At 37.6% G+C, this 14918-nt stretch carries 2 protein-coding genes; both read right to left on the reverse strand.

Annotation, left to right across the window (positions count from 1 at the left end; translation table 11 throughout):
• Positions 1 to 122 precede the first annotated feature (122 nt).
• Positions 123 to 13973 (reverse strand): Calx-beta domain-containing protein, encoded by a 13851-nt coding sequence (locus I600_RS19255; RefSeq protein WP_058105938.1) that lies wholly within the window; start codon positions 13971 to 13973, stop codon positions 123 to 125.
• On the reverse strand, positions 13973 to 14254 hold the full coding sequence (locus I600_RS19260; RefSeq protein WP_157490937.1) for a hypothetical protein: 282 nt from the start codon (positions 14252 to 14254) through the stop codon (positions 13973 to 13975). Before I600_RS19260 ends, I600_RS19255 begins: the two co-directional genes overlap by 1 nt.
• Positions 14255 to 14918: the final 664 nt, after the last annotated feature.

Consider the following 14918-nt stretch of genomic DNA (forward strand, 5'->3'; position numbering starts at 1 on the left):
AATGAAATATGTGCTATAATAGGCTTAAAAAGAGCGTTTTATGTTAGTGTTCTAATGGGGGAAAGGAAAATAGGCACCTCGTCTTTTTTAAGATGAGGTGCTGTAAATAATGTATTTTAATATTAGTTGGTACCTAGGTAAATGTACCCGTTGAACGGTTCTAGAATAGTACCTGTTTCAATATCGGTTGCGGTAATAATATAGTAATACGTACCTGTTGGTAACATACCGGATTGACCGAATGAACCATTAGGAGACTCACCGCCCCAATCATTTTGGTAGTCTTTGACCTCTGCAACTTTTGTACCCCAACGGTTAAAAATGATGACATCAAAACTAAAGGCACAGTACTCAACACCCGTAATTTCAAAATAATCATTAACTCCGTCACCATTTGCGGTAACCGCTTTAGAGATGATAATATCACCTCTACCACATGGTACACATTCAGTATCTACAATTACTGTAAAGTCAACATAGTATTTACAAGTACCCTCTGTAGAGCTATAGGCAATTTTATATTCACCTGGCTCATGGTTCATAGGATCAAAAATGTTTTCCTCAAGAACAACATCACCTTCAAGAATCATGAATATACCGTTACTGTCAAAATCTGCAGGTAGGTAATTCAATAGGTCAATTGGCTCTTCTTCTATACAAATGTTAATTGTAATTTCCTGTAATTGAGGTTGTAATACGAAAATTATTTGCTCAAATAAGGCAGTGTTGCCACAAGAGTCCGTTACGTTCCAAGATCTTATGATCATATAATCGTCAGAGTCATCAGCTTGTTGCGTTTCTTCATTGAAAACAACTTCAAAATTACCGCAACCACCTGTAAAGGTCATTTCTGGTGCTTCTGGAATTTCGTCGCCACAGATAATAGTAATTTCTTCTTCATAAGGCTGGCTCATGATAGGACCAGTTGGCTCAATAGTAATTACTTGGGTATGTTCTGTTGAATTACCGGCACAATCCGTAGCGGTCCAAGTTCTAGTTACGGTATAACCAACTGCACAGTTTTCATCATTGGTAATAGTTTCTTCAAAAACCACTTCAATGTTAGGGTCACAAGAATCTGTAGCTGTCAATATAGATGCATCTGGCACCATATTACATTCAACGGTCATATCTAACGGTAGCGCTTCATTGAAAGTTGGGGCTACTGTATCTTCAATAGTAATTACTTGTGTATGTGTACGAACATTACCTACGCAATCAGTAATAGTCCATGTTCTGGTAATGGTATATTCCGTTGCACACTCATCATCTTGACCTTCCACTAATTCATCATAATCAACTGTTATGGCACAAGTGCTATCAGAAGTTATTACAAATGCATCTGGGATCGTATCACAAGCTTCAATGGTCTCATCGGTTGGCCAGCCTTCATTACCATCATTATCTATGATGGTCACCGTAGCAATATTATCTGATAATATACCAACTATTGGACTAGATATATTTTCAAGAATGACATTGAAAGTTTCTGGGTCTTCAATAATAATATCGTCAATAATAGGAATTACTATAGCTTGAGTATTATCGTTTGTGCCACCGAATGTCAATGTTTGGGTATTACGAGGTACACCTGTGTAATCGTTGGCATCCACTGCTGAACCATCTACCGTATAGAACTCAACAGTAAATTCATCTTGAACATTAGCATTAAGTACAACATTTAAGGTTACGGTACCTGCACCTTCGTTTACCTCAACCGAAGTAGTATCGAATTGTACTCCGTATAAAGAAGGATCGGCATCGTTATCAATAATGTTTACCGTAGCCGTATCATTGGCAAGAATACCTACGATAGGCGAAGAAATATCTTCAAGGATTACCTGGAAGTTCTCCGTAAACTCAATTAAGGTGTCATCTATAATAGGAATAACAATAGTCTGAGTATTTGAATTTGTTCCACCGAATGTCAATGTCTGGGTATCTTGAGGAACACCTGTATAATCGCTACCTTCTATAGTAGTCCCATCAACGGTATAATACTCTACCGTGAACTCGTCTTGAACATCTGCATTTAGTATGACATCAAGAGATACGGTACCTGCATCTTCGTTCACATCTATTGAAGTGATATCGAATTGTACTCCGTATAAAGAAGGATCGGCATCGTTATCAATAATGTTTACCGTAGCCGTATCATTGGCAAGAATACCTACGATAGGGGAAGAAATATCTTCAAGGATGACCTGGAAGTTCTCCGTAAACTCGATTAAGGTGTCATCTATAATAGGAATAACAATAGTCTGAGTATTTGAATTTGTTCCACCAAATGTCAAGGTCTGGGTATCTTGAGGAACACTTGTATAATCGCTACCTTCTATGGTAGTCCCATCAACGGTATAATACTCTACCGTGAACTCGTCTTGAACATCTGCATTTAGTATGACATCAAGAGATACGGTACCTGCATCCTCGTTCACGTCAATAGAAGTGATATCGAATTGTACTCCGTATAAGGAAGGATCGGCATCGTTATCAATAATGTTTACCGTAGCCGTATCATTGGCAAGAATACCTACGATAGGCGAAGAAATATCTTCAAGGATTACCTGGAAGTTCTCCGTAAACTCGATTAAGGTGTCATCTATAATAGGAATAACAATAGTCTGAGTATTTGAATTTGTTCCACCAAATGTCAATGTCTGGGTATCTTGAGGAACACCTGTATAATCGCTACCTTCTATGGTAGTCCCATCAACGGTATAATACTCTACCGTGAACTCGTCTTGAACATCTGCATTTAGTATGACATCAAGAGATACGGTACCTGCATCCTCGTTCACATCTATTGACGTGATATCGAATTGCACTCCGTATAAAGTAGGATCGGCATCGTTATCAGTGATGTTGATAGTACCTTGATTGTCATTAATAGTAATTAATGTGGTCGATAGATCAGAAAGGTCAACAAATAGACTTTCCGTAAACTCAATTAGTGTGTCGTCAATAATGCTTACGGTTATAGGGTGAACTTCACCATCTGTACCGCTAAAAGTCAATTGCCCTTTGTTATGAGTGTAATCTCCAGGTGATATCGCGGAATCATTATTTGTGCTAAAGTCTATGGTAAATCCGTCTTGAACGTTACCTGTCAATAATACATTGATCGTTGCAGTACCTGCAGCTTCATCTACCGTAATATTGTCATTCTCAAATGAGATACCTGTAACACCTGGTATATTATCGTTATCGGTGATATTGATATTACCTTGGTGATCATTTATGGCGATTAGTGTAGTAGAAAGGTTAGACAAGTCAATAAACAATCTTTCAGTTGCTTCAATTAAATTATCATCAATGATACTTACAGTAATTGGCTGTGTTTCTCCATCTGTACCGGCAAAGGTCAACTGACCGGCAATAGCAGTATAATCTCCAGGTTCAACCGCTGAATCATTGTTGGTAGTATAGTCTAAAGTAAATCCACCTTGTACATTACCCGTCAATAATACATTGATCGTAGCAGTACCGGCAGCTTCATCTACCGTAATATCATCATTTTCAAATGAGATACCTGTAACGCCGGGTATATTGTCATTATCTGTGATATTGATATTACCTTGATTGTCGTTTATACCGATCAACGTAGTAGAAAGGTTAGATAAATTGACTAATAGCGTTTCAGTAGCTTCAATGAAATTATCATCAATAATAGTAACCGTTATAGGTTGTAATTCGTCATCTGTACCAACGAAAGTAAGTTGACCGGAATTACTAGTATAATCACCAGGTTCAATTGCGGAACCATCGGCAGTGGCATAGTCAATAGTAAATCCGCCAGGTACATTTCCTGTCAATTGAACATTGATCGTTGCAGTACCAGCAGCTTCGTCTACGGTAATATTGTCGTTTTCAAAATCGATACCAGTAGTGCCAGGTATGTTATCATTATCTGTAATACTGATATTACCTTGGTGATCATTTATGGTGATTAGTGTAGTAGAAAGGTTAGACAAGTCAATAAACAATCTTTCAGTTGCTTCAATTAAATTATCATCTATGATACTTACGGTAATTGACTGTGTTTCGCCATCTGTCCCAACAAACGTTAATTGACCGGCAGTTGAGATGTAATCACCAGGAGCTTCCGCGGTGTCGTCATTAGTGGTATAATCTACCGTAAATCCGCCTTGAACATTACCTGTTAACAATACATTTATAGTTGCTGTGCCAGCAGCTTCATCAACTATAATATTATCATTTTCAAATGAGATTCCGGTGCCGGGCACATGGTCATTATCTGTAATGTTAATATTACCTTGATTGTCATTGATTGCAATCAATGTGGTAGATAAGTTTGACAGATCTACAAATAACCTTTCAGTAGCTTCAATGATGTTATCATCTATAATGCTTACCGTTACAGGATGGAATTCACCATCTGTACCTACAAAAGTTAATTGTCCTGCATTGGTAGTATAGTCACCTGGTTGTACTGCAGAATCATTGTTCGTAGTATAATCTAGGGTGAAACCACCTTGAACATTACCGGTAAGCAATACATTGATCGTTGCAGTGCCAGCGGCTTCATCAACTGTGATATCGTCATTTTGGAAAGAGATACCCGTAGTTCCTGGTATATTATCATTATCGGTGATATTGATGTTACCTTGATTGTCATTAATAACAATAAGGGATGTCGATAAATTTGAAAGGTCAACAAATAGTCTCTCGGTAGCCTCTATGATATTGTCATCGATTATGGTCACCGTAACTGGCTGAATTTCTCCATCTGTACCGGTGAAAGTCAATTGACCGTTTATAGGAGAATAATCTCCTGGTTGTATAGCAGTATCGTTGTTGGTTGTATAATCTACCGTAAATCCGCCAGGAACATTACCTGTTAATTGCACATTTATGGTTGCCGTACCTGCAGCTTCATCAACGGTAATATTGTCATTTTCAAATGCGATACCCGTAGTACCCGGTATATTATCGTTGTCGGTAATATTAATGTTTGCTTGATTGTCATTGATGGCAATCAAATTAGTAGATAGGTTAGATAGGTTAACAAATAATCTTTCTAACGTCTCAATAGCACTATCATCAATAATTGTAACGGTAATTGGCTGTAGCTCACCGTCAGTACCTAGAAAGGTCAATTGACCTGAACTTGTAGTATAATCATCTGGTTGAACAGCAGAGTCGTCACTGGTAGTATAATCCAATGTAAAACCACCTTGTACGTTACCGGTTAAGAGTACATTTACGGTAACCGTACCAACAGCTTCATCTACGGTAATATCATCATTTTGAAAAGAGATACCCGTGGTTCCAGGAATGTTGTCATTATCGGTAATATTGATATTCCCCTGGTTGTCATTGATAGCAATTAAGGTTGTAGATAAGTTAGATAGGTCTACGAACAGTCTTTCAGTAGCTTCAATGATGTTGTCATCTATGATGTTGACCGTTACAGGGTGAATTTCTCCGTTGGTGCCGGTAAAAGTTAATTGACCAGAAGTTGAGGTATAATCACCAGGTTCAATGGCAGAATCATTGTTGGTGGTATAGTCTACCGTAAAGCCGCCTTGAACATTACCTGTCAATAGAACGTTTATAGTGGCTGTACCAGCATCTTCATCTACGGTAATATCGTCATTTTCAAATGAAATACCGGTAGTTCCAGGTATGTTGTCATTATCGGTAATATTTATATTCCCTTGACTGTCATTAATGGCAATTAAGGTTGTAGATAAGTTAGATAAGTCTACAAACAATCTTTCTGTAGTCTCAATAATATTGTCGTCAATAATAGCAACTGTAATTGGTTGTAGTTCACCGTTAGTACCGGCAAAGGTCAATTGACCTGAACTTGTAGTATAATCCCCTGGTTGAAAGGCAGAGTCATCATTAGTAGTATAATCTATAGTAAAACCGCCTTGAACATTACCTGTTAACAGTACATTTATTGTAGCTGTACCATCAGCTTCATTAACAGTGATATCGTCATTTTGGAATGAAATACCCGTACCGGCGCCACCATCATTATCGGTAATATTGATAACTCCCTGGTTGTCATTTATTGCAATTAATGAAGTTGAAAGGTTTGAAAGGTCTACAAATAAACTTTCAGTTACCTCTATAAGTGAGTCATCATTAATGGTAACGGTTATGGACTGGGTTTCACCATCTGTACCGGTAAAGGTCAATTGCCCCGAGTTAGTAATATAATCACCAGGTTGGGTGGCCGTATTATCATTGGTTGTAAAGTCTAAGGTAAATCCGCCTTGAACATTACCTGTTAATAAAACATTAATGGTGGCAGTACCTGCAGCTTCATCTACGGTAATATTGTCGTTTTCAAATGAAATACCCGTAGTGCCCGGTATATTATCGTTGTCGTTAATGGTACCAATAGCAGAATTAGTTGGCTGTTGATCTAAGAACCCAACATTAATATTAGATTGAATATTGGATAATGTTATAGTGAAATCTTCCGACGGTTCAATTATGCTATCGTCTATGATCGGTACGTCTATATTAACTGAATTTGTAGTACTGTTGAATGAAATTGTACCTGTAGAAGACGTGTAATCACCTGGTTCAATAGCGGTGTCGTTTCCTGTTGCGTAATCAACGGTAACTGTTTCTCCAGGAGTAATATTACCTGTGAAGGTAGCTGTGAATCTCGCAAAAGTGTTAGTACCTTCTGTAACAATAACATTATCATTGGCAAAAGAAACACCTGTACTACCAGGTACATTATCATTATCGGTGATACTTACAATACCCTCATTATCATTAATGGTAGGTGTATTTGTACCATTTGTAAGTTGAACAAAGAACTGCTCGGTAGTTTCTATAATTGTATCATCATTAATTGTAATGGTAACCGATCTTGTTTCGTTATTGGTACCGGCAAAAGAAACGGTATTCGATGCAGAAACATAGTCTTCAGATTCAACCGCGGTATCATCTGCGGTAGTATAGTTTACCGTGAATCCGCCAGAAACAGTACCGGTATGTGTAATTTCAAGAACAGCCGTACCAGCATCTTCATTAACGGTAACGTCGTTAATTCTAAGACCTATAGGATCACCATTTTCACTAACATAAATGTATTGTGTATGGCTTGTGCTATTACCTGCACAATCGTTAGTTGTCCAAGTTCTAATAATCGTGTAATTTGTGCTTGTATTATCGCCATCATAAGTTTCGTTGAATGTCACTGTAGAGTTAGAGTCACAATTGTCATTAGCAGAAAGTATCGGTGCCGTAGGTATATTGTCATGAGCAGCATAAGAATCTTGTGGTAAAGTTTCATTAAAAGTAGGCGCCTCATTATCTTCAATAGTGATAACCTGGGTAAAAGTTTCACTTACTCTACCACAAGCATCTGTAAATGTCCAAGTATTGGTATACGTACCTTCAGTAGGACAAGCTCCAGATTGTACAAAACTACCTGCTGTTTTATTCAAAGTAAAATCACAAGAAGCCGTTGCAGGTACCAAAGAATTGGCATTGTTAAGTGCTGCAATATTATCACAGGCAATAGTTCTGTCCAATGCATTAGGAGCCGTTGACCAATTTACCTGTGGGGGTTGTTGTACATCTATGATTGTTGGGGTATGTGTACCTATTCCACAAGAATCTGTAGAAGATGAACTGTTAGTGGTAATAGGGTCACCACTAATTACTCCACTATACGTAGCCGTTGCCTGTAATTCAAAACTAGCAACACAGGCGGTTTCCAAAAAGTAACAAGCTTCTATAATTTCAATATCGAAATCAATATCATAATTATCACCCATATTGGTAGTACCATTTTGAGCCGTAAAGGTCAATGTTTTAGTAGACGGGTCATAAGAATGGGTAATTCCTGAAGGTAAAGTTCCTACCCCGGAAAAATCTGCTTCAGCAGGAAGAACCGTGGTAATAACAAGATCTTGAATATCGTCATTACCAATATTGGTAACGTTTAAAGTCAAGGGTACAATATCACTAGCATTAAAAGGACCACTGGTATTTGTATTTAAACTTAAGGCCCCTAGACTAGGTTTGTAAACATCTACACTTAATCCCATTAAATATAGACCGTAAGACTCTTGATCTGTAGTAATTTTAAATCGGGCAAAAGTTTGATCGTTATCAATATATCTATTGGCCGTATTGGCTAATGGAAATACGGTAGCATCAAAACCTAAGGTATTGGTACTAGCGGCATTTCTGTCCACGTAATTCAGACCGTCAATGGTAATACGACTGTTAAAGAAGTTGTCTTCATCTCTTAACGTAGTCGATAATTTTGACCAGTTATTAGAAGTATCAAATATTAATAGTTGGTCACCTGAAAGATCACGGTCACCTTCTAACGCACCTAACATTACATTGGCATTGATATTACCGTTAGGTATGGTTTCAAAGCCGCTAAAGTTAAATTCTGTTTCACCCGCACCATTAGATGCAAAGGTGTGCACATAACCATCATAAAGGGTAATGTTTTTAGGGTCTAATGATACGTTTTCATAAACGAATACAATTTGCCATCCACCAGAGGTTCCGGTCACATTTGCAATACCGTGAGAACGTAAATCCATTTCGGTAGCCTTTACGTTACCTACTTGATAGGTTCCAAAAGGGGTAGAAAGAGCATTGATGTCATCGGTAATATCCTTTATACATACATACGGGTCATTTTGAAAATGATCATCACGACCTCTATAAATTACCTCATCTGCAGAAACTGTTGTATATGAAGATTGGCCTGGTAGCATTAATTTAACCTGGTTGTAATTCCAAGAAGGTTCTGTAGCACCACCACCAGTAGTACCATCGTATTCTTTATCTGCGGCAGCCCAATATAGATAAGCTTTTTTAATATTTAAACAGCTCAACGAAGGCTCTGGGTTTGCTAAGTTCGCATTGGTAGAGTTGAACGTTGTTGGGTCTGAGTCTATATCTACAAAAACGTTGTTGTTGAAATCATGGTTACCATCTTCTCCATTGTAATTTCCTGTTGCATTTCTTGAAAGTACATTGTTGGCGATCATGGTAAAGTCTCCGTTGATACTTCCGGAATAGCGAATTTCAAAATCTTTTTTAAGGTTGGTGTCGTTTACAAATATGTTAACAACAGCTTCATCTTCAGATCCGTTAGAATCTACTATTTTATATCTAAAAGAATCGTTTCCGTTAAAAGATGGACTAGGTTGGTATTCAAAATAATCATCTGTAGCGTCACCAGGTGTGCCATTGTCCCTAAGTGTAACCGTACCATTAATAGGGTTGTTTACCACTTGTAGAGGGTTTACGGCTGCAGGTCCGTCAAACCCATAATCATCATTATCAAGCACCGTAATATTTGCGGAAGCTTGGTTTTGGAATACAACAAAAGAATCATCTACTGCACTTGGTAAATGATTAATATCCCTAATAGTACCAATAGCTGTAGGGTTAGAAGCTGTAATTAAATTTGGGGAAATTGAGGTTATTGTCAATCTCAAGGTCTCATCACCTTCAATTATAGCATCTTGGATAATATCCACAGGAACTTGTAGTACTTCATCTGAAGTACCGGTAAAGTTAAGGGTACCTGTTGCCGAAGCGGTATAGTCACTACCATATGTGGTGGTATTGTCCGTAATTTCATAGGATGCTGTAAAACCTCCATTTATTGGTTTTCCGGTATACGTAACTTCAAAATTGGCGGTTACATTGAATTCGTCTACAGAAAAACCTGTAGCAGCCACTGTACCCGTATCATCATTGGTTATCGTACCAATTGCATCCGCATTGGATATACTGATTTTAGATGAAGATGGATTAGAAATCGTAATTCTCAAATCTTCATTGTTTTCAATGAAATCATCACCAACAACATTGATTTGAACTGAACGTACTTCGTTATTTACACCGGTAAAAGTTAAGGTTCCAGTTGTTTGTGGATCTGTGGTTAAAGTATAGTCAACACCAGAAGTTGTGCTAATATCGGTAATAGAATATGCCAGGGTAAACCCACCGTTTAATCTGTCTCCGGTATACGTAACATCAAAATTGATACCGTTGGTCTGTTCAACGATACTAAAACCAGCTACAGCAACAGAACCTCCGTCGTCATCAAGTATAACTCCTCTAGCTTGGTTGTTTAATAAGTTGATACCAACATTTGAACGTATGGCAACAAGATCAACAAAGAAATCCTCTTCGTTCTCAATGGTGTCATCGCTAATTATGGGCACAACTATATTTTGTGTTTTTGTTGTACTGGTAAATGTTAAGGTTTGTATGGTAGCATGAGGAGTAAAATCTGTGGCATTTGCCGCACTACCGTTAGTTACAAAATAATCTACTTCAATAGTTTCGCCAGTGTCCACATCACCAATGAATTCAACGACGAATGTCGCATTTACATTATCACCAGTATCACCTTCTGTAACGGTAACCGTTAAATTCTGAAAATCAATTCCTTTAGTAGCGGTATTATCATTATCGGTAATAGCGCCCGTACCTGTTGGATCTACGATGTTAATTAAAGTGGTGGACAGATTAGAAAGTTGAACGTTCAAATCTTCCGTAGCTTCTATGAATGCATCTTCCAGTATGGTAACTTCAATTGACTGTTGATCATTATTAGATGTACCGGCTGGGAAAGTTAACTGTCCTGAAGCAAGTGTTGTGGTATAATCTTTTCCGTCTGAAGCAGTACCGTCCGTAATATTGTATTCTACGGTAAAGGAATCTTGTACGGTATTTCCGTTATAAGTGATGATGAAGTTAGTACTTCCTGCGGATTCGTTAACCGAAAAGTCAGATGCACTTAAACCTGTGGTTGCCGTTTTTAAATCATTATCGGTAATAGTACCAATAGCATTTGCATCTACTAAATTAATAAGGCTAGTAGATAAATTCGTTAATTGAAAATTGATGGTTTCATCAGGTTCAATGATGGTATCGTCATTGATGTTGATACTCGCATTTTGTGAGTCACCGTCATTGGTCCCTGCCGGGAATGTCAACTGACCTGTTAATGTAGGGTTTCCACTAAAATCTGTACCAGCTATAGCTGAACCATCCGTTATAGCGTAATCTACAGTAAAAGAATTTTGCAGTTCACTACCATTATAAGTAACCACAAAATTAGCAGTGCCATCATTTTCATCTATATTGATGTCAGCAACCGTTAAACCTGTGGTAGGTGTTTTAGAATCATTATCTATAATGGTACCGATCGCAATTGGGTCTACTAGGTTGATAAGATTGGTAGAAAGATTTGATAGTTCAATATTTAAATTCTCGTCACCTTCAATGATGAGGTCATTAATTATAGTAACATTTACAAGTTGAGTTGCACCGTCCGTAGTGTTGTTTGGAAAAGAAACCTGACCTGTTAATGTAGCGGTATAGTCATCTCCTTCTATAGCAGACCCATTGCTAATGGTATAATCTGCTGTAAAGCCAGTTTTAACATTACCACCATTATAGGTAACTACAAAGTTTGCCGATGCAGCTGCCTCGTTGAAATCTACGTCTGCAATAGATAGTCCTGTCGTTGGGGTAGTATCATTATCTATGATTGTACCTGTAGCATCTGGCTTGATAATATTCAAAAGACTGTTTGAGATATTTGATATTTGAATACTAAGACTTTCATCACCTTCAATTACGGTATCATCTGTAATTGCTGCTAAAAGTGATTGGGTGTTACCATCAGAAGTACCGGCAGGAAAAGTAACCTGACCAGTAAGGTTTACATTATAATCTGAGCCATGAGTTGTACTAATATCTGTAATAGCATAGTCTACGGTAAAGGAATCTTGTACTGTAGGTCCGGTGTAGGTCAATATAAAATTAACGGTACCCACATTTTCATCAACGGAAAAATCAGCTATGGAAACACCTTCACCCGCAGCAGGGGCATTTATATTAGTAATGGTTCCCAACGCAGTATCGGTAATATCGCCTACATTGGTTGAGCCATTGGTCATGCCCAAGGTAAAAGTTTCATCACTTTCAATGATATTATCATCTATGGCCGGAATAAGGATATTTGTATTCAATGTATTACTAGGTACTGAAAAACCTGACAGGGCAGTATAGTCCGATGCTATTGTAGTAATATCTGTATACGTAAGGTCAAACGTCACTACTTCATTTACCGCATGAGATAAGCTAACGGAGAAATCCAGATCATTACCTTCTGCAACACTCGCGTCTGCAATGGTAACAACAGGTCTTATAAAAAGGTCTGCGGCATTAGAGTAGGTATAAGGAGTACATAGATTTTCACTATCATACGCGCTAAATCTATATTGGTTTCCACTTTCAGAGCTTGTGATATTTGTCAAGGTCAATGTGGTAGTCGTGGAACCTGAATAAATACCGCTATCCGAAATAGGGTTCCAAGTGGTACCATTGTCCGTACTAACTTCCCATTGATAGGTAAGTCCGGTTCCGTTAACACCTGTTGTATAGGTAATAGTGTCGCCAAGGTTGGCAACTCTATCGTTTGGCTGTAATGTTATACTAACGGTTTGGAACGCTGTGGTAACCTTACTATCCGTACCTGTATAGCCACCTTGTGCTAAAACACGCCCTGTAGAAGGGTCTACTGTACCGTTGCTTACGGTTAGAGGACCGTTACCTAAATAACCATCGCCATCAGGATCTGTATGTCCAGCCTCTATAGCATCGGGGCAACCGTCATTGTCAGAATCATTATCTAAGCTGTCAATAATGGAGTCGCCATCGGCATCACCGTTACCTTCGTTAATATCCGTAATACCGTCATTATCATCATCTTCATCCACTAAGTCATTTACGCCATCAAAATCAGTATCCAAGTCATCATCTGTAATTGTAATTTCACCTTCACCGGTTACAAAAACTATGTTTTGGGGAACATAGTTGGTCATGGTGTTGGCATCCGGGGAATAAGAAGATATTACCGTGAAATATTCCGTGGATTCAATTACGGTATCATCGTTAATTTTAAAATTTCTATTAAAACTTTGATTATTAGACCCATTAAAATTAAGAAAGCCGATAGTTTCATCATAATCAGAAGGATGTGTTGCCGTATTATCTGATGTAGCATAGTCAATTCTGAAATTATCTTGAACTTCGCCATTTAATGTAAAACTAATTCTGGCATTACCAACAGATTCTAATTCTGTAGTATTACTTAAATTTATGGTAGCGGTATCATTATCATGAATGCGAAGTGCAGAGCGTTCTGTATTTATGCTAACCCTTGAAGGGCTAGTGCCATATTTGGTAGTCTCCGCTGCATTTCTAGATTTTACACCGTTGAACTCTTCAGAAGGTTCTACTATAGCGTTGTCTATGGTTGGTATGGGTATAATTATTTCAGAACCTGCAATAGAACCTGCAGGAAAAGTAGCCGTAGTGGTAAATGCGTTGAAATCACTACCATCACTAGCAGGACTCGTTGAACTTGCATTAGCCTCAACAGAAAAATCAACAGTATAATCATCTTCAATACCTACGTATTGTTGACCGCTGGTATTAGTGCCGTTTGATAATCGAAGAACATACTGTATTTCTCCACCTTCCGTGATATCATAGTTTCCACCGGTTACATAGGCTACATCAGTATCTATAATGGTACCGGTACCCGTATCATCTGAAAAAGAGTATGAGCCAGAGGGATCACTTAGCGTAAGTGTAAATTCTTGCTGGGTTGTTTCTACCCAATCATCGTTTAAAGCGGCAACGGTAAAAGTTGAGGTGGTACCAAAAAAACCCAGGGTTACTGAATTTGGACCGGAATAATCTAAAGGTAGTGCAGTATCTGCTACGTCACCATATGTAATATCAAATGTTCGGTTACCTATTATAAAGCTACTGGAAGTAACCGTAAAGGTCATGTTAGACCCCTCATTTGCACTTGCGTCTGAAACCGAAAAAGTTTGTGCCAAGCCATCTATTGATCCTATAAAGAACCACAAGACAAATAAAAAAAATGTCGGTTTTATGAAAGTTGATCTTTCCATTATAAATTTTTATTATTTGTTAGGAGAATACCGTGCTTGAACACGTAAAAATTTTTAGCCATGTTTTGAGTGTTGGAGCTGCCGTTGGTCAACGGAATATCCATCCCTAGAAAAGAATTATGGTTTACCTTATAAACAGCATCACTATCCGCCATTGATTTGGACAGATTGTTGACCCTTGAAAAAGATGTAAAGAGATGTTGTATTCCATATATTGGAAATACAGTTTTTTCAAAACAGCATTTGGGGGAGATGATGTTAGAAGTGTAAATAGACTTCATATTAATGGTTAAGTTTAATTCTTTATAGTTTACTTAACCAACATCAAAATAGATTACGAAGAATCGCAATCAATTGCTAAATAGAAGGTTAAGTTTTTTGTTAGAACAGATTTGGGATCTAATTCTGTTACAAAATTAGGACCTACCCGTCTAATAACTCAATTTTATAGTTCACCCGATGTTATTCGTCGACGAACCTACATTGACAAATTAACGGTGATAGTTTTGGGATATTTAATTGTTGTTGTGAAGCAAGGGGATTTTGTGGTAAATAATATGTAGTCCTTTTCTTATTTTTCAGTTAAATGTAAATTGTGAATTTTCTATTTATATTTATAAGTAATTGATAATTAGTATTTTAAACTGAATTTTTTATAAAAATCGTTTTTGTGTTTTATGTAAGAATTGACTTGAATTACGATTTGAAATTGTTGTAGAGTGTTAAAATTGTTGTTAAAGACCTGTTGATGATGTGATTGTGCATTTGGTCGATGAAATCAATAGGTTCAACCGATTGGAGTTAAAGTAGGACAAGAATTTAGATGGGTAATTTTGGTGATTTTGGAAGATTTTAAAAAACTTCTTAAATGCAAAAACACCTTTTCAAAAATGTTAAAAAGGTGTTTTTATTTATATAGGCGCTCTCGCGGAAAGTTAAATTTAA

The organism is Maribacter dokdonensis DSW-8 (assembly GCF_001447995.1).
GTDB lineage: Bacteria > Bacteroidota > Bacteroidia > Flavobacteriales > Flavobacteriaceae > Maribacter > Maribacter dokdonensis.

Excerpts from the sequence above, each read along its gene's own strand:
- I600_RS19260 (WP_157490937.1), bottom strand. The coding sequence starts at position 14,254 with ATGAAGTCTATTTACACTTCTAACATCATCTCCCCCAAATGCTGTTTT.
- I600_RS19255 (WP_058105938.1), bottom strand. The coding sequence starts at position 13,973 with ATGGAAAGATCAACTTTCATAAAACCGACATTTTTTTTATTTGTCTTG.